Raw genomic sequence first — 19,668 nt, forward strand, 5'->3', positions numbered from 1 at the left:
TAAATTAATCCTGACTACGAACCGCTAGGAATGAGAATTTTCTGATTATCTAGAGAAAGGCTGAGGGGAGGAGCGGGTGGAGTTCCCAAGGCGACATCGCCCCAACGCATGACGCTAGCACCTGCATTCGATGAGGAACCCATTGTATAAACGAGAACTAAATCGTTTTCCCGGATTTTACCTGCTTGGGCGGCGTGGTAGAGATTGGCTACGGGGAAGGTTGGGCCAATATTGGCGTAGAGGGGATTCAGGTTAATAGTCCGTTCTGGATTAATCCCTAATGCACGGGTGCAAACCTGTGAATACCAAGCGCTGGGTGTGTTAAAAGCAAAAAAGTCAATTTGATCTAAACTCACATCAGCAGCTGCGATCGCTCCATGACAACATAGACGAATAAACTTGACGGTTGTCTCGTTAAACATCTTACTTGCGCCTTTACCTCCCCGGATGAACATTCTGATGTTTCCTTGTTCATCGGTGGTGAATTCGTTATAAAAAGCTCCACAGGTAGCGGCGGTATTGGCAATTTTAGTTCCCAAAATTCCTTGGTTGGGTTGCAGTTCGCCCACAATAAATGCTCCGGCTGCGTCGCCTGATAAGAAGGCGAGGGTATCATTCTCGTCGGTATAACGGGAGTATGTGGAGGAGACAACCACTAATACATTGCGATATTCTCCAGTGCGGACTAAAGAACAGGCTGTTTGTAGGGAAACTAATACAGAAGTGCAGGTTGATTCTATATTCCAGGCTGCGCTGGATAATCCTAATTTACCGGCGAGAAAGGCTGCATTTCCTGGTGTGACTTGTTCGGGAAACAAGGAAGTTACGAGCATCAAGTCGATATCTTCAGGCTGTAGTTTCGCGGCTTGCAGAACATCGATCGCAGCTTGATATTCTAGAGATAGAGAGGTTTCATCTGGACTGACTACTCGCCGTTCAACAGTACCGCGAAAAGGGTCGGACATGTAAGGGGCTACTTCCTGCGACCAGATATCTGTAGAATTATCTGTGACAAACAACCGCGCCAAGGTTTTTTGTTCAGCTTCCGCCACCATCTGGGGAAAATTATTTCTGTAATAATCGTTGGTGCGGATGGTGCGAGGAAAATTCAGTGCGATCGCTCGAATGCCAACTGGTTGTAAAATCATGATTGTTCTCCTTTTGATTCGATTGCTCCTTGTTGAATGAGGCTGCGAATTCGACCGCCAATCGGAGCAGGTTGTGTGGGGTCTAAATTGATGTCAACAACGAAGGGAACAGTAGCCGCCAAAGCTTTTGTTAACGCTGCTTCTAGTTCTGATTCTGTGGAAACGCGGATACCGTCTGCACCCATCGATTGCGCCAGTTTGACAAAATTTGTACTCGGTATTTCCGTATCTACACCTGAAAATCCTTGTAAATTCATCCCTTGGTGGCACATATTGTAGCGTCCGTCATTCAGTACAATCCAAACGGCGGGAATGTTGAATTTAACGGCGGTGCTAACTTCGCTATTCATTAACATCGCACCATCTCCCACAATAGCGATCGCTTTACCATTTCCGCCCCAAGTCGCGCCTACAACTCCAGTCACAGCATGGCCCATTGCTCCCACACCGGTACTAATTCGGTAGCGTCCCGGTTGGGTGAAGCGCAATCTGTTAGTCGCCCAAGCGAAGGAATTACCAGCTTCGGCGAGGATGACAGCATCGCTATTCTCAACGATGATTTTTTGAATTGCATCCATCAATACTTCTGGTCTGACTAAACCATCTGTATGGAGAGAAACTTCTTGCAACTCTGGATTGGGCAATATTGGAGAATTCCCTGGACGCTGGGGAAAGTATGCTAGTAGAGACTTGAGGAAAGCTTTTACCTCCGATTGAATCGCTACAGTTGGTACTGACGGATAGGCTACTCCCGGTACTTCTGGGTCTATATCTACATGGATGAAGCCACCAGAAGGAATCATCAAGGGATTCCAGAAAGAAGTTGGTTCACCTAAACGAGTTCCCAATACGAGGATGCGCTGGGGTCGCTGTGATTGCATATATGTGAGGACAGAAGTATGACCACTGAACCCGGTAACGCCGATAAATTGGGGATGATTTTCTGGAAAAATGCCCTTACCGCGAGGCGAACACATCACCGCAGCCCCCGTGCGTTCTGCTAATTGGCGAATTTCGGCGGCTGCTTCCCTAGCACCAAAACCCACCCAAATCGCAAAGGGTTCTTGGGAAAGCAACCGCACAGATTCAGCGATCGCTTCTTCACTAGGAACTGACATCGCACGAGTAAATCCAAATTGCGATCGCGCTGTGCATGGTTTAGTTTGAATTGGCGTAGGAATGCTGATATGGGCGACAAAACCACCAGGTTGCGATAATCCTTGCGCCAGTCTGCGGGAAATTTCCGGGATTTCGTCGCCTGTTTCCACAATGGTGGCGTAGTTGAATAATGCCCCTGGGGTGAATATACCTGAAATTGGTAACGTGTGAGCGCTGGTTTCTTGACAAGCCCAGCGTCCGCGATTTCCAGACGCAGTTGCAGCAGATAGCAAAATTACCTTTGCACCTTCGCCTCTTGCAGCCAGCAATCCTGTCAAAGCGTTGGTGATACCGGGGCCAGTCGTGACGAACACAACCACGGGGCGATCGCTAGCGAAGTGGGCTTCACAAGCTGCAAAGGCTGCTCCAGATTCGTGGCGAAAGTGTAGAACTTGAATATTACTACGGTTGAGGGATGCCCACAGTGGCCCAATTCCACCCCCGGAAACACCAAATGCGGATTCTACTCCCATATCTTCTAACATCTTGACTACAGTTTCTCCAACTGTGAGTTCCGTTGATGTTAAGTCGGTCAGTTTGCTATTTATAGGTGGCGAGAAAATGGAAGATCCAGATGTAGTTGTAACTGTTGTTGTGTTCATATCACTAAATTTGGTGCGTATAGGTTTTATTGAGCAAAAATTAGGGTTTACGACCAGTGATAATACTCCAGTAACTCGAAGCTGGTTTAATTTCAATGTCGATAAAACCTGCTTGTTCCAACATCATTGATAATTCCTGACCTGAATATTGTTGACCTCCCAGCTTTAAAGATGTATTCAGATTATTAATTGCTACTGGGAAAGGGCCGGTTTTTTGATCGTTAAATAACATCTCATGGAGGATAATTCGCCCTCCAGGTAATAAGCTATTAAAGCTATTTTGGGTGAGAATATGGCATTTTTCTGGTTGCCAATCCTGATAAACAGAACTATAAAAATGAAGATCACTTATGGGAAAGGAATCGCTCCACATATCAAATTCTTGTGTCACAATCCGACTCTGCAACCTATAGCGCGTGATAAATTCCTGAGCTATTTCGCACACTGGAGGCAGATCGAGGACAACGGCTCGCAAATTCGGCCATTTTGACGTTGCGCCAATTGAATGAGCCGCCGATCCTCCACCAATATCAACAAACAATTTATATCCAGATAAATCAATTAGTTCTGGCCAAACTAGTGCAGCCGCCATACTTGGTCCATGCATACTAGAAATAAAGCCACGGATAAACTTAACATTATTTCCAAAGGTAATAGCACGCATTAATTCATGGTTTTTACCCAAAGACTCTCTTAACTTATTACCAGGAGGATTATTGGTAAATAAAGCCTTTTTTAAATTCTCAAATGAAGAGATGTGCTTGCGATCGTCAAAGATCATCATTTCTAATAAAGCACCGAAATATGTCGGACTGCTTTCGATTAGATAATCTTTGGCAAGAGGACTGAGTGAATAAAGGTTATTTTCTAGTTCTACTAATTCGATAGATGCAAGGACTGCTAATATAGCTTCTGCTGGGCGTTGGCAAATTTTTAATCCATCACAAATTTCTGCTAAGGTGCGTGGTTTTTGAGATAGGAGAGGGAACAGTTTGATGTCATAAGCAACGAGCAATACTTGACGACCTGTATCTGCGAACAGAAGATTCCATAATAGGAGTTCATCAGTTATTGGTTTTTGAATTGTTATAGATGTAGTTGCGTTCATAGTTTTTTGAATGTGTGAAGTGAGCTAATTGAAGTCAGAAATTTTAGGTATAGCGCTTCTGTATGCAATACACTTTGACCTCTCTCCAAACCTATCTCCTAAAAGGAGAGAGGCTTAGAATCTTACTCCCCTTCCAGCAACAAAATTTTTCTGCTTCCCTCTCTTCGTAGGAGAGGGTTAGGGAGAGGTAGGGAAGGGGTTGGGGGTTTATGATACTCATCTTTTCTGTGCAAGCAAGCTTAGGCTTCTGTTAGAGATAACAGCCAATTCTTCGTCACGTAAAAATTGTTTCATTACTTTGCCTGTAGGATTTTTAGGCAGAGAATTCGCAAATTTAATTGTCTGGGGAACTTTATAAGTTGCTATTTGCTGAGAGCAGAATTCAATAATTTCTTTTTCGGTGATTGTATGACCATTCTTGACTACAATATTGGCTTTGACTATCTCCCCTTTTATGGGGTCAGGAAGTCCATAAATAGCGACTTCAGCAACAGCGTGATGTTTATAAATAACATTTTCAACTTCTGTTGGATATACCTTAAATCCAGAAACGTTAATCATGTCTTTTAAACGATCGGCAATGTAGAAGAAACCCTCTTCATCCATGCGACCAATATCGCCGCTATGCAACCAACCATTTTTGATTACTTTTTGAGTTTCTTGAGGACGGTTCCAATAACCAAGCATCACGTTTGACCCTTTGATCACTATTTCACCCAATTCTCCTGGTGATACTTGATAACCGTTAGCATCCACAATTTGCATTTGTACATTTGCAATTGGGACTCCGATGGAACCAAATTTATATTTGAAATTGTGGTTATAGCTAGCGCATGGTGATGCTTCGGTTAAACCATATCCTTCATGAATCACCTTTTTATACTTGTCTTGCCACATTTGGGCAATTTCTACAGGCATTGGAGCAGCAGCGCTAAAGTAATAGCGTAGGCTGCTAAAGTTATATTTAGAAGTGTCTTGATTGAGTAACCGAATAAATACAGTCGGTACGCCAAAAAACATAGTTGCTTGATATTTACCGATGCTTTCTAACACTTGATCTAAATCAAATCGTCGTTGCAAAATTATAGTCGCACAAACATTTAGACCAGCGTTGAAAATAGCATTTTGACCAAAGCAATGAAACAGTGGCACATAAAGCAGTAATCGATCATTTTTATTCATTCCGCAACAACGATTGTGTGCAGAGATATTAGAAATGATATTACCGTGAGAAAGTGTTGCACCTTTGGGAAAGCCTGTAGTACCAGAAGTATAGACAATGCTAGCTGGAGAGTGCCATCCCATCTCGACAGCGCGGGTGATGGGAGAAGCATTTGCGAGCAAATCTCTAAAATCTATGTCGTTATTAACTGCACCCTCAGCAATGAGAATATGTTTTAAATGGGGTAAATCAGCCTCTCCTACCTGCAAACGACCCAATTCTGTGGTAACGATCGCTTTAGCTGCACAATCATTGAGAATGTAACTAACCTCAGCAGACTTCAGCATGACATTTAGGGAAACTGCGATCGCACCAATTTTCAGAATCCCCAAATACGCGATCGCAAACTCCGGTATATTGGGTAAAAACAGCGCCACGCGATCGCCTTTTACAATTCCTAACCCACGCAATGCATTCGCTGTACAATTCACTAACCGATCAAGTTGCTTGTAGGTATAAGATTTATCTTCGGAAATGATGGCGATTTTGTCAGGATATAGCCGATGACCACGTTCTACATGATGTGCGATATTCATAGCTAGGTAATTCGTAATTAAGAAAGTCCTATTCCTGGCCTTTACTTTCTGATCTCTTGAAAACTAGACAAAATTCGACTAACAGCAGTTACAATTTCTCCACCGTGAGCGATATCATCAGCAATTTTACTTATATGCAAATCCAGAGCTTGTTCGTTGTCATCCCATATATAAGGGCGCTCCTCAGATGGCGATCGCTCTACCACATTCCGCACCGCCATGTATAAATCCCTCGTTGCGGGAGACAAAGTTGTACGAGCATCATAATGTCCTGCGATCGTATAGGTACGCAAATCCACCGATTGCACCGCAAATATCAAAGCCACAGCCATATATTGTTGAAAAACTTCTACACTCGTTCGCGCTAAATTCGCCGAAGCAAACCCTTGACTATTAATATTCTGGTTGTATTGTTCCGCATGGGTGGCATATCTATCAGCGATAGAATTTCCATAGAAAGTTAATAATGGCATAATGGAATTACCAGTAATTTGTAACCCCTTCAAACCCATATTTACACGGCGTTGTTGATTTCCCACCAACGATGGAGACAGCCCATTATTAAACTCTGGTGCAACTAAATAAGCGATTTGGACATCTAAATGTTTCGCCAACATTCCAATGTAATAACGCAGTCGATCCATTCCTACGCCAATATATTGCCCTAAAAAATTGCCGCCATGATAACTAGCTTGGTTCTCAACATCAATTAATGGATTATCAGTCACAGAGTTGATTTCTATCTCAACCTGTTTAGCAATTTCCTCAATTCCATCCACAATCGGCCCCATATACTGTGCTAGACAACGCAAAGAATAACGGTCTTGAATTGGATGCTCATTTCGATAATCATGGGAACCATCTAACTCATCACGAATTAAATGCGAACCTGCTAACAAATCCAGCATTTGTGAAGCCGTCCAAACTTGCCCAGAATGGGGTTTGAGTTTGTGAATGAATGGATGAAACGATTGATTAGTACCTGATAAACCTTGAATTGCTAAAGCATGGGTAGCCACACTCAAAGCTAATAAAATTCTCGTGCTCTGTACACAATTAGCTGCAATTCCAGTCATTACAGAAGTACCATTCATCATTGCTAACCCTTCCTTAGGAAGTAATTGCAATGGTTCTAAACCCAGCTTTTTCAATGCTGTTAGTGCATCCATTTCCTCACCGTTAAAGTCTACGGTGTAACTGGAATTTAAACCAATCAATGCCCCAGTAATATATGCTAAAGGCGTTAAATCACCACTCGCACCAATTGAACCAAATTCGCAGATATCAGGTGTAACACCAGCATTGAGGAATACCAGCATCCGCTTGATGAGTTCTAAACGAATCCCCGATGCACCAGTAATATGGGAGTTTGCACGTAGAAGCATTGCAGCGCGGACATCAGCAAGAGGTAATTTTTTTCCTGCACCCACCTTGTGATACCACATCAAATTATTTTGTAGTAAAGCCGCAGATTCAGGAGAAATCACCACGTTGGCCATACCACCAAAGCCAGTTGTCACCCCATAAATTGGGTCGCCAGATTCAACCGCATGGTGAATAAAATCGCAGGATGCTTGGACATTAGCCAATTTTTCTAGATCATCAGTTAAACGTACCTGCGCTCCATAACGCGCTACACTAATGACTTCTTCGATAGTGAGATTGCGATCGCCTACAATTACAGTGGCATCTGAACTGTTTAAAAATGGAAATGAATTCTGACGTACTGTGCTTTTGCTTAACCGAATTGCATCCATATTTTTGAGAGATTGTGACTAAAGTTTTAAAGCTTGACTGACTTGGCCAAAGGTGATGTGTGCAGAGGGTGTAGACACCTTTAGGTCGTTGGTCTCACCATAACGAAACTCTAAACTAGCCCGTTTTAATGGCTTATTTATCCGCAGCACTTGCTCAATAAAAGGACTCAAATTTTGGACTTGTTGCGCGTCGATTTCCGTTGTATCGCCAACCAAAATAATTGCTACTTTGTCTTTACCAACAGATACTTCTGGTACAACGCTCCAACGGCAAAGCTCTGTAAATAATAATTCAATTTCTTGTTGAGGACAACCGGATTTCATGACGATAATCATCGTTTTGATATCCTCCTAAAACGTGTAATAAATGTGGCACTAACTTGTAAAAACTTTAAGTTGTGTAATTACTTAGCTAGAGAGTAATTAATTAGCGGTCAGTAATATTACTGTCGTCGATGAGTTATACAATATCCGACATATTCATGCCACACATCCACCTTTTCTGCTTGTTTGCGTGCAGTTTAGATACCTAGAGAATGCACGAATGCGATCGCCTTATTGCAGAAAACTGCATAATTAACGAATATTTGCTTATTTCTTATTCAAAGGTGCAGTTCTATTAGATACTCAAATAATCTATATAAAAGCGCACCCAATGACGATCAAATACGGATTAAACAAGTGTTTACAGTTCGGATTAACAGGGTTGCTGGGCTGCTTAAGTGTAAGTCTCTTCACTAGCAAAATCCAGGCACAGCAAAGCAATATCGTGCCTGATAACACACTTGGGGCTGAGTCTTCTCAAGTTATAGACAACTTTCAAGGACTACCGATAGAAATAATTACTGGTGGTGCAACTCGCCAAATTAATCTGTTTCACAGCTTTCAAGAATTTAATATCAGCGAAGGACGTGGGGCATATTTTTTCAGTCCTAGCGCAGATATCCAGAATATTTTGGCACGGGTGACAGGTAATAACCCTTCAGAAATTTTGGGGAGACTCGGCACACTTAGCAGTTCTAGCCCGAATTTATTTTTGATAAATCCCAATGGAATTGTGTTTGGTAAAAATGCCAGTTTAGATGTGGATGGTTCGTTTGTTGGGACGACTGCGAACGGTGTGCAGTTTGGCAATCAAGGAATTTTTAGTGCGACAAATCCCCAAGCATTACCATTATTGACTGTGAATCCTTCAGTATTGCTGTTTAATCAAATTCAAGCAAGTGGGGGAATTATCAATCAATCCCAAGCATCCGCAGGTATTAATCTCATTGGACAAGATGTTACGGGTTTGCGAGTTGCTGATGGTAAAAGTTTGCTGCTTGTTGGTGGAAATATCAATATTGATGGTGGTGGAATTCACGCTTATGGCGGAAATGTTGAGTTAGCAGGTTTGGCTGCACTGGGAAATGTGGGATTGAATATTGCAGGTGATAATCTGGGTTTAGTAATACCTGAAAATGCGGAACGCGCTGATATTTCGTTGAGTAATGGCGCAGAAGTTAATGTTCGTGGTGCAGATGGCGGGAATATCAAAATTCAGGCTCGAAATGTAAATTTAGCAGGGCAAAGTAAATTAAGAGCAGGAATAGACATAGGTTTAGGTACTCCAAATAGTCAAGGTGGAGATATTACTATTAATGCCACAGCAGAGACAACGTTAATAGATCAAAGCTTCATTGCTAACGTAGTGCAAGAAAGAGCATTTGGTAATACTGGCGATATCAATATTGCAACTGGAACATTGACATTAAATAATGGTGGACAAATCAATGCTAGTCTCTTCGGACAAGGTAATGCAGGAAATGTAAATATCAATGCTCAAGGTACTGTTACTGTCACAGGTAAAAAAGATAATTTCATTAGTGGAATTTTTAGTGATGTATTGACAGAAGCAACAGGTAATGGTGGTGATATCAATATCAAATCTAGCTCTTTTACACTAAGTAATGAAGCTTACCTTAGTACTAATATTTCTGGACAGGGTAATGGTGGTGAAATTAACATTACTGCCGGTTCGCTTTCTTTAACAGATAGTTCGCAAATCCAATCCACCGTAGAAGGTGCTGATGGTGAGCTACCAGGAGGACGGGGAAATGCAGGTAATATAAATATTAACGTCCAAGGTGATATCAGTTTTCGGAACTCAAGACTTGGGGAAACTAACGGTATTGTTTCCGAGGTAGGTGAGGGTGCAATAGGTAATGGTGCAAACGTTACTATCAATACCAACTCATTGGAAATAAACGACGGTTCGGAAATTCAAGGTAGCACTAGAGGAAAAGGTGATTCTGGTAATATTACCATTAATGCTCGTAATAATATTTCATTAGATGGTAGGAACGGTGATATTTTTAGCCGGATAATTAATGCTGTGCAATCCACTGCTGAAGGTAATGCAGGTAATATTCAAATCACTACAGGTACACTCAAAGCTACCAATGGAGCTTTTATTAATAGCACTACAGATAGCAAAGGAAACGCTGGAAATATCAGCATTAATGCCTTTGATAATATAGATTTCGATAGCAATAGTTATATTAGCAGTAGTGTGTACATTCAGGGGGTAGGTGACGGAGGAAATATTTACCTGAAAACAGGTTCACTCTCGTTAACTAACGGTGGTCGAGTATCAACAAATATATTAGGAAAAGGTAATGCTGGAAATATTACCGTTGAAGCCTCTGAAAATGTCAAGCTAGATAACTTGGATTATGATGCATTTAGCGGTTTGCAAAGCAACTTAGAGATTGCAGGTGTAGGGAAAGCAGGAAACATTCAAGTTACAACTGCATCACTTTCTGTTAATAATGGTGCTATCATATCCAGCTATGCTGCTGGGAATGGAAATGCAGGAAATATAACTATTAATGCCCGCGAGAATGCGACATTTTCAGGTTTTGGAAGCACAATAAAATCCGGTAGTGGAGTATTAAGTTTTGTTAGTGATAACGCCATAGGTAATGGTGGTGATATTCGCATTATTGCTGGTAATTTATTACTTAAAGATGGCGGCAGACTCAATGCAAGCGGCGGCAGGCAAGGAAATGGAGGTAATATCTTTCTTGATGTTGGCAATACTATTGCTATTGATGGAGTTGCTGGTAGTGGTTTACCTAGTAGTGTCAATACGGAAGCATTCAATGGTAACGCCGGAAATATTCAAATTAAAACAGGCTCATTGTTTTTGACAAATGGTGGTAGGATATCTTCTTCACTTTTTGAAGGAAATGGTAATGGTGGAAATATCACCATTAATGCTCGTGATACCGTCATAATTGATGGTGTCTTAAAGGATGTAACTTATAATATTGGCGATCTCATTGGCAAAATTGATATAAAGAGCGGTTTGTTTAGTTCCTTGTTGAATGGTCAAGGTAAGGGAGGTGACATCGAAATTACAACAGGGTCATTTTCCCTTACCAACGGTGCATATATTTCTGGAGAAACAAATGGACGGGGAAATGGAGGCAATATCACCATCAACGCCCGTGATACAGTAACTCTTGATCGTGGGGAAAGTGGTTCATCTACTTACGTAAGCACTTCTGCGCTAACCGATAACATAAGTAACGCTGGGGATATCCGCATCAACGCTAGAGAATTATTTATAAAAAATGGGGCTACACTTGCCGCTTTTGGTAGCGATGAAGGTAATGGTGGAAATATCCAAGTTAAAGCAGGAACGCTGAGGTTAACAAATGGCGGTATAATCATCACGGCTGCAAACCGGAATGCTGGAAATATAAACATCGATACCAGCGATGCTGTGATTATCGATGGTATTAGTGGCGCTTTTAGTTTTTTGTCTACTGGAGGTGTTGGCAAAGGTGGGGATATCCAAATAACAACCGACTCCTTAACACTAAGCAACGGCGGACAACTTGCTGCTACCAGTTTCGGTCAAGGCAATGCAGGTGACATTATAGTTAATGCCGACAATGCTATTAGCATTGATGGTGTCGGTAGTAATGGAAGATTAAGCGGTGCTTTTACTACCTTAGAAGGTGAAGCGGAAGGTAGAGGAGGCAACATTAGCCTGACAACAGGTTCTTTATTTTTAACCAATGGTGGAGTGGTTAATGGTAGTACTTTTTCTAAAGGCGATGGGGGTAATATCACCATTGATGCACGCGATCGCATTTTGATTGACGGTGTTAGCACCACGGGTTTTGCTAGTGGTGTTTTTAGCACAGTCAGTCCAGTAGCTGTGGGCAATGGAGGTAATATTAACCTGACAACAGATTCTTTATTTTTAAATAACGGGGGAATCAGTTCAAGCAGCTTAGGAGAAGGGAAAGGCGGAGATATTAATATTAGTTCTGGTTTCACAGCACTTGATAACAAAGCATTTATTGGAGCAATAACTAATTCTGGTGATGGGGGAAATATTAATTTAACTGCTAGCGATCGCTTACTATTGCGTAACGGTAGCCAAATTTCGACCACCGCAGGTACAGCGCAATCAGGTGGCGATGGTGGTAACATCGATATCGATTCCAGATTTATCATCGCCATTACCCAAGAAAACAGCGATATTACAGCCAACGCCTTCACAGGAACAGGTGGAAAGGTCGAAATCAACTCGCAAGGTATCTTCGGTATCGAGTCGCGGACAAAGCCAACTGAAAAAAGTGATATTACCGCTAGTTCCGAACAAGGCGTTTCAGGTGTGATTAATATTAACGCACCCGATACCAGTTCCATTCAAAACAGCTTTACCGAATTGCCTCCAGTCATCGATACTAATGCACTCATCGCCAATAGTTGCATTTCACGCGGCACAAAGCGACAAGAAAACTCTTTTACCATTACAGGTTCTGGTGCAATAACCACTAATCGTCCTGGTGTTTTGGTTTCTAACTACACAACTGGTGAAGTTAGAGGTGTAGAAACTACATCCCGTCCTTGGAAGAAAGGCGATCCGATTATTGAACCGCAAGGTTTATATCGGTTGAATAATGGGCAGTTGCTATTGAGTCGAGAATGTTCTAATTAAAGACATGATATTACCTGGAGAATGCACAAGTGCGTAGCTGTAAAATTAGTATCTGAATGGGAACACAATCTCTATCACCTACTAGAACACAAGGTGCGATCGCTTTTCATTAGCTTCTGATTAGTCTGCAAATAATCATGCAGCAAGTCGCAACCCCGTGCTAGTAATTTTTCCAGTTGGATATCTGCCAAATTCTGGAAAATCACTGTACCATTACCACTACCCGCAGCCAGAGTCTTACCGTCAGGACTGAAACTCACGCTGGTTAACTCTTGCTTATCACCTTTCAAAGCAATCAGTAACGTCCCTTCTCGGTTCCAAATCCTCACTTTGTCATCACTGCTAGCTGCTAGAGTCTTGCCATCGGGGCTAAAACTGACACTGATGAAACTATCGCCATCGCCCGCGAGATTGTTTAACAGTTTCCCATCCCGGCTCCAAATCTTCACCGTGCTATCAATGCTAACTGAGGCAATGCTTTGACTATCAGGCGACCAAGCAACCCCATTTACCCGGCGACTATGACCAGTTAATGTGTATAGTAATTTACCCTCTACACTCCAGAGTTTCACGTTTTTATCATCACTGGCTGAGGCTAACAATTTACCATCAGGGCTAAAACTTACCCAATTCACTGCATCTTGATGTTCTTGCAAAGTGTTGAGTAGTATACCCTCTCGACTCCAAAGTTTTACCGTTTTATCTTTACTAGCTGAGGCAATTACTTGACCATTAGGCGACCAAGCTACACCCAAGACGGTATCATTATGACCTTGTAAGGTGTTGAGCAGTTTACCGTTGCCGCTCCAAAGCTTCACTGTTTTATCTTTACTAGCCGAAGCGATCGCTTTACCATCAGGGCTGAAACTAACTCCCCAAACTTGACCTTGATGCCCCGTAAGACTACGGATAAGCTTACCCTCTCGATTGAAAAGTTTTACAGTTTTGTCTCGACTGGCTGCGGCTAAGGTACGACCTCCAGGGCTAAAACTGATGCTAGTCACCCAGTCATTATTATCAACTTTGGGCTTTCGCAGTAACACATCGTCCCAATGCCAAAGTTTAATAGTTTTGTCCCGACTTGCAGAAGCAAGGGTACGGCCGTCTGGGCTAAAACTGATGCTATTAACCCAATTATTATGTCCCTTCAGAGTGCCGAGCGACACACCTTCAGAACTCCAGAGTTTGATTGTCTCGTCGGTACTTGCTGAAGCGATCGTTTTACTGTCAGAGCTAAAACTGACGCTGGTAACTCCAGCACTATGCCCTGATAGGGTTCGCAGTAGCTTACCTTCCAAATTCCACAGTTTGATTGTCTGATCTAAACTAGCAGAAGCAATAATTTTCCCATCGGGCGACCAAGCTACACTTTTAACTGCATCATCATGTTCCTGCAAGGTTTTGAGCAGCTTACCATCCCGATTCCAAAATTTCACCTTCTTGTCAGCACTCCCGGAAGCAATGGTTTGTCCATCAGGTGACCAAGCGACACTTAAAACTGCACCATCATGTCCCTGCAAAGTTTTGAGCAGTTTGTTATCTCGACTCCACAGTTTCACTGTTTTGTCGCTACTCGCGGAGGCAATAATCTGACCATCTGGGCTGAAACTGGCACTATTCACTACACCTTGATGCCCTAATAGGGTAGCAAGCAGTTGACCCTCTCGACTCCAAAGTTTTACCGTCTTGTCTTGGCTGGCGGAAGCAACGATTTGACTATCTGGGCTGAAACTGGCGCTATTAACTACATCTTCATGCCCAGATAACGTTTTAGCCAAGCTACCATCGGGATGCCAGAGTTTAATTGTAGTATCCGCACTGGCTGAGGCAATTAAAGAGCGATGGCTCTGCCAACCCCAAGGGGGAACGCTGCTAAATGTAGCAGTATTTACCCCAGATAGATGCCCGTCGAAACGATTATATTCTCTCAACCCCGAAACAGCTTGATAAAGCGCCGTCTGTACTTGCTCTCTTGTATAGGAATCTACCCAGATTGCTTGTTGTAATTTTCTCCCCGCTTTTAAACCTTCCTTTAAAGCATCAATACCTTTTTGCGAGGCAAAGAGGGCTTCACTGGATGCACTGAGGGTTTTAATTTCGCTATCTACTGCTGTCACGATGGAAATACTTAAACCCAATATGGCGAGAACAGAAGCAGTAAGTGCAATTTTCAACGAACGATTTAATTGAGCTTCACTGAGCCTTTGTTTCTTTTGACTTTCTGCGAGTTTTGCTGTTAATTCTTTTTCTTTGAGTTCAGCTCGTAATTGCTCAATTTCTAACTGACTTAATTCTTCGCGCTTGTGTAACTCCCGCAATTCTGTTAATAAGTCCAAACCCTGTTGGGGATGAGGATCTACCAATTTGAAATGCTGCTTATTTTGGCTAAGTTCACTCTTGAGTCGCTCAATCTCTGCTTGACTCTGTTCTACTTTGTAGCGCAACTGGTTAAGTTGTACTTGTAAGCTCGATTCTTGTTGTTGCAAATAGCGAATCAAGTCTACTAAATAATCATGAATCAGTTGATAGCGTTCTGGGACATCAGGGAATAGTACTACTAAACCGGAGCGCACTAAAATGTCTAATACCAACTCTAATTTGTCAACATCTTCTAACTCTGCTAGCTGCGCCGATAACTCAGCACGAGTTTTAAAAGGTCGGTTGTTACTTTCATCTGTTAATAAATATAAGACGAGTAACGCGGCTCGTTCATTTTCTGGGCCGCAGTCTTTGATCAATTCCTTAAGATATCGTTCGATGAGTTTGTTGGGTCTATATGGTTGATATTCTTCTAATGTAGTAATTCGTTCATCTTGAATTTGCGCTCCCACAACTTGCAATTCAATGGGGCGGACTTCTCCAAATTCTGTTGATAAATCTTCGATTAAGGCATCGATTAAAGCGGGTTCTAAATTAAACTGCGATCGCTCGGTCAATTTTTTGATAATTGCTTTAGCATATTCTGGCGAAAAATTATTTAACTGGTAGCGGATATGCTTGTCAAGAATATTATTATTAATCGCTTCCAGTGCTGAGACATGTTTAAAGTCTAATAAACGATGTAAATAATCTTCTCGCAAAGAAAGGATAACTTTGACAAAGGGGATATTGAGACAGTCGCTAATAAATTTATCAAATTCTTGCTTTTGATTGCGATCGCTATAACCAAAGAAAAATTCTTCAAACTGGTCAAAAATTAAGACTGTGATCAGGTGGTTATCAGCATTTTCTTTTAGTTGCTGTAAAATTCTAACGATGGTGATGGGTGTGTCAGAGTAAGGCAAAGCTTCCGGTTCAATGACTGCTTCTAGCTTGATATCAGCGTAGATGGCAAGGGATGCATCACTAGACATCGCCTCACTTAAAGATTTCCCTAATTCCCGTGCCCAATCGGTGTAAACTTGCAGCACCACAGGCACGGCTATTTGATCGCCAATGGCTCGGTTTTGCAGTGCCGGAACTAAGCCCGCAGTTACAATAGAACTCTTACCTACCCCTGATTGACCGTGAATCACTGTCAATTTTTGATCAGCGCGGCTAATTCTGCCAATTAAGTTATTAATATCACGCTCTCGACCAGAAGCCGCAATTTCTAAAGCAACGCTGCTGCTCCCAGAAGATGACATCAATGCTGGGTTTGTCGCCTGTCTTTGCGGTTGCAACCGCCCTGCACCGATAAAAGCCCGAAAACCGTACTGCTGCTCAACAGAACGCCGTTTCTGCCGAATGTAATAGGCTTCCAGATAGCAACCTTCTTCAAAGTAGAGCGATCGCAGTCTCCGCAATAAGCGAATATAACGATGGGCATCATATTGATGGGCACTGCTTTCTAAGGCTACTGGTAGTTCTTTTGTCGCCTTTTCTAGGTATTCACGAGCAACTTCTAGCTCACCTAAATTTCGCTGTGCTTTCGCTAAAACTAAATAGTAAATTTGTCCCAGTAGTAATGGAAATAAGCAGTTACAAGGGTCATTGTGCTTTTGTGCCTCACCTAATTTCAGCAGTGATACGTGTGCTAATATACTCGCCTGTACCCACCGCGACTGGTGTACAGCCACTTGCGCCAGAAAACCGTAGTCACAAGCTAATTGGATTTGACTACCATAAGTTTGATGCAACTCTAGAGACTTTTGAGCAACAGTCTGCAATTCTTCCCACTCTTGCAGATATTGCAAAACCTCTGCAAGTTGACCAATAAATCCAGCAACTATGTCTGAACGCCCAGCCACCTGTAAAATATTCAAGCACTGCTGAAAATAAGATTTAGCTGTGTACCAATGGCGGCGGTTTTCTGTTTGATTTTGTTCTGCTAAACGGCAATAACACAGCCCAATATAAAACAGCAAGACTCCCTGTCGTAGAAGTAGTGGAGATGGGGGAGATGGGGGAGATGGGGAAGTGAAGGGAGCAGGGGGGGATGGGGGAGATGGGGGAGATGAGGGAGAAGGGGAAGTAAACTCCTCATCCCCTCTCTTCGCCAACTCTTGCCAAACTTGCAAGCTTTGCTGAAAATGAGTTAAAGCTGGATTAATGCGATCGCTAATATAATTATCCAGACCAAAAACAAATTCTAAACTAGCGTGTAATTTTGGCTCTAGGGTAATACCACGATTGTGTAACTCTCTAATGGCAAAGTGGAGTTCATAGCTATGTTCCCAGACTTGCTCCACAGTGAAATAATGCTTTGCAACTTGAGGAGGTTGGTGTTGTGCAGTATCGGTTGGTAACACCGTAGCAAATAAAGAGTCAGTTTCCTGTTGCAAAAATTGCAACAATGATTGACTTGTCATCTCAAACCGAATCGGTGTAGCCGCCCAACTAGCGAAATCTGGTGCTAAACGGACTACTTTTTGCAACACTTCCTCATTCATCCACAAAATCATCGGAAATGGATGGCGTTTGCGAAATTCATCACGAATATGATTGATAGACCTAAGTAGATCATCGAGTCCATCTACTGACTCTAAACCCAAAATCATCAATGCCGATGGCGGATTATCTTCGGTTAGCAGTTGTAAATGAATACTTGTGTAAAGGCTTCTAGCATTATGCGGCAGAACTACCTTTTGAATGTGGTGTACTCCTGAAGAGAGTTCTTCGAGTCGTTGTAGCATTCGCTCTTGCAAAACTCGATAATTGCAGCACACCAATACCAGGGAGAATTGACCGCTAGAAAGGGCAATTGCTCTCCCCAAACTTCGCAAGGCCCGCTCGTTAGCTGCTCTTATATCTGCTTGTGGGTGTCGTTCAACCATGATTTAAATTTTTCCGTCTCTGCTAAAACTGGGTTGACGGCAAACCAAGCTCCCTGATGATCGCGGTATTCAAATACAAATAAACTTCGCAATAAAGTGTGGTATTCTATATCACCTCTAACCCTCTGCTGTTGCACCACCTGAAAGATTAGTTCCCACTCATGAGGGTCGATGGCGTTGGCTCGGTAATCCCGCTGTCTTTGAATCACCAATTCGACACAATCCCGCTCAAAGGGTGGATCTTGTTCTCGCAGACAGTCAAATAGCAAACCTAGCAAGTCGCGTACATGACCACCACTAATCAGGCACAATCGATCTAAGGTTTCTAGAGTATCAAACACTTCTGTAATTAAGCCTAACCGATCGCTAGGCAGAATGTCTGGGAAAGCTCTAGCCAGAACCATTTGCTGCATCATTGCTAGCCCTTGGGTGAAAATCTCCCCAGAGCGCAAACGTACAGGTATCATCGGTAACATTTTTGGTGCGACTCCACCCCCCAAACGATGTTGAAGTTCGGCGCTATCGTTAGAGAAAGTCAGGGCTAGGGGAATAGTGTAGACTACATGACAATTCAGTTTGCGTAACTGTTCACCTCGCTGAATAAATAAGTATTCTGGTAGCGATCGCCCCGATGGTAAAGGTCGAATTGCGACTCTATCCAAGTTATCAACAATGACCACCAGTCCTTTTTTACCCCTGGCTTTAAGTTCCTTATTGGCAGGTTCTAGCAATTCTTGATTAATTGACTGTAAAATATTTGCTGTTCGCGGTTCTAGATAATCTCTTAACCGCCGCCGCAATTGTGGACTTTCTTTAGCTTTAGTTGTAATTTTAGCAATCCCCACAGATAATTCTGCTTCTACTCCAAGTTCAATTGGCGTTTGCAAAAAATCCACAAGTTCACCAAACAACTTGGTAAAGTAGGTAGGTTTGAGCCTAATTTTCATTGCTTCTAGGCTTTGACTCACTTGGCCTGCGATCGCCAACAAAATATCAGTCACATCCACATCTGCCATTTCTAAGACATGGGTAGACTCAAAGTAAACCACATGAAATTGCTGCACTTCCAGTTCAGCTTTGAGCCGCAACAACTCTGTTGATTTTCCACAGCCAAGATGTCCTGTAAATAGTTGACAGGTTGGGACATCCGGCGAGATTCGAGCGATCGTGCGCTGCAAAGCCTCAATGATTTTACCACCCCGCACCGCAGCAAAATCGATATAGTACCTGCGATCGCTGGCATTTCCTATGATTAGAGGCCTGCTCGGATTACAAGCCTGATAAAATCTTTCTAAATCTAGGAGCATAACTAATCGAGTTCACTCAGGAATAGGGATGATCAAATCTGCTGAATAAATATATTTGATTTTAAGGAATTTATCCCTTAATTTAAGTACATCTCACTCAAAATACTAACTAAATTAGCAGCATTCCGGTTAGTTGCTCATCATATATAGGCTAGATGTAGCACATTACAATACTAATATTTGATTTTAAGTAAGCAGAAATACTTCTATAAGTATAACTAGCAAAAATATCTAATATTTAATAAGGTACCCTTATGAATATTAAAAATATCTAACACAAAAAAAGGTACTGTTGAGTACAATTTTGGAGTGTTTTTGAATATAGAGTTCTATCACAGCAATTTTCAAAGAATTAAACCATATTCTCTGGATTCACAGTTGTGCATTGGTGTCAACTTCAGGTGAAAGCCAGTAAGCGAAAAAGCTTTCTCTCGTTCCCAGCCTCTGGCTATTGGTGACAACTTAAGGCGATGGTCAAAATGTCAAGCAGGATATGGAGATAAGTTCAAAGTGGGTTGTTGTCGGGATTTGGGTTGAGATTTAACAATGCCCAAATCTCGATTTTTGGGAGAAGTA

Annotated in this window: 9 protein-coding genes; 1 reads left to right on the plus strand and 8 read right to left on the minus strand. The window is 42.3% G+C overall.

The window, feature by feature from the left end; all coding sequences use genetic code 11:
- Positions 1–14: 14 nt before the first annotated feature.
- From H6G92_RS30365 to H6G92_RS30390, 6 genes are all read right to left on the minus strand, one after another.
- Positions 15–1,148 carry a 3-oxoacyl-ACP synthase III family protein gene (locus H6G92_RS30365; protein ID WP_190899427.1) on the minus strand — a complete coding sequence of 378 codons (1,134 nt, stop codon included), beginning with the start codon at positions 1,146–1,148 and terminating at the stop codon, positions 15–17.
- On the minus strand, positions 1,145–2,908 hold the full coding sequence (locus H6G92_RS30370) for a ScyA-related TPP-binding enzyme (protein WP_190899429.1): 1,764 nt from the start codon (positions 2,906–2,908) through the stop codon (positions 1,145–1,147). Before H6G92_RS30370 ends, H6G92_RS30365 begins: the two co-directional genes overlap by 4 nt.
- A gap of 40 nt (positions 2,909–2,948) precedes the next feature.
- Positions 2,949–4,016 carry a methyltransferase gene (locus H6G92_RS30375; RefSeq protein ID WP_190899431.1) on the minus strand — a complete coding sequence of 356 codons (1,068 nt, stop codon included), beginning with the start codon at positions 4,014–4,016 and terminating at the stop codon, positions 2,949–2,951.
- A gap of 216 nt (positions 4,017–4,232) precedes the next feature.
- Positions 4,233–5,774: a class I adenylate-forming enzyme family protein gene (locus H6G92_RS30380; RefSeq protein ID WP_190899433.1), complete on the minus strand. Its 1,542-nt coding sequence runs from the start codon at positions 5,772–5,774 to the stop codon at positions 4,233–4,235.
- A gap of 41 nt (positions 5,775–5,815) precedes the next feature.
- Positions 5,816–7,531 carry an HAL/PAL/TAL family ammonia-lyase gene (locus tag H6G92_RS30385; protein ID WP_190899434.1) on the minus strand — a complete coding sequence of 572 codons (1,716 nt, stop codon included), beginning with the start codon at positions 7,529–7,531 and terminating at the stop codon, positions 5,816–5,818.
- A gap of 18 nt (positions 7,532–7,549) precedes the next feature.
- Positions 7,550–7,867 (minus strand): hypothetical protein, encoded by a 318-nt coding sequence (locus H6G92_RS30390; RefSeq protein ID WP_190899435.1) that lies wholly within the window; start codon positions 7,865–7,867, stop codon positions 7,550–7,552.
- Positions 7,868–8,186: 319 nt separating this feature from the next.
- Between H6G92_RS30390 and H6G92_RS30395 the strand changes: the two genes are divergently transcribed.
- Positions 8,187–12,530, plus strand: a complete 4,344-nt coding sequence (locus tag H6G92_RS30395; protein ID WP_190899436.1) for a beta strand repeat-containing protein — start codon at positions 8,187–8,189, stop codon at positions 12,528–12,530.
- 74 nt (positions 12,531–12,604) lie between these two features.
- Here the strand turns inward: H6G92_RS30395 and H6G92_RS30400 are convergent, their stop codons facing one another.
- Together H6G92_RS30400 and H6G92_RS30405 are read right to left on the minus strand one after the other, a co-directional pair.
- A complete protein-coding gene (locus H6G92_RS30400) occupies positions 12,605–17,785 on the minus strand; it encodes a WD40 domain-containing protein (RefSeq protein ID WP_190899437.1) in 5,181 nt (1,726 codons plus the stop codon).
- Positions 17,755–19,092 carry a P-loop NTPase fold protein gene (locus H6G92_RS30405; RefSeq protein ID WP_190899438.1) on the minus strand — a complete coding sequence of 446 codons (1,338 nt, stop codon included), beginning with the start codon at positions 19,090–19,092 and terminating at the stop codon, positions 17,755–17,757. The genes H6G92_RS30400 and H6G92_RS30405 overlap by 31 nt, the downstream gene beginning before the upstream one ends.
- Positions 19,093–19,668 lie beyond the last annotated feature (576 nt).

Source organism: Nostoc foliaceum FACHB-393 (genome assembly GCF_014698505.1).
GTDB classification, from domain to species: domain Bacteria; phylum Cyanobacteriota; class Cyanobacteriia; order Cyanobacteriales; family Nostocaceae; genus Nostoc; species Nostoc foliaceum_A.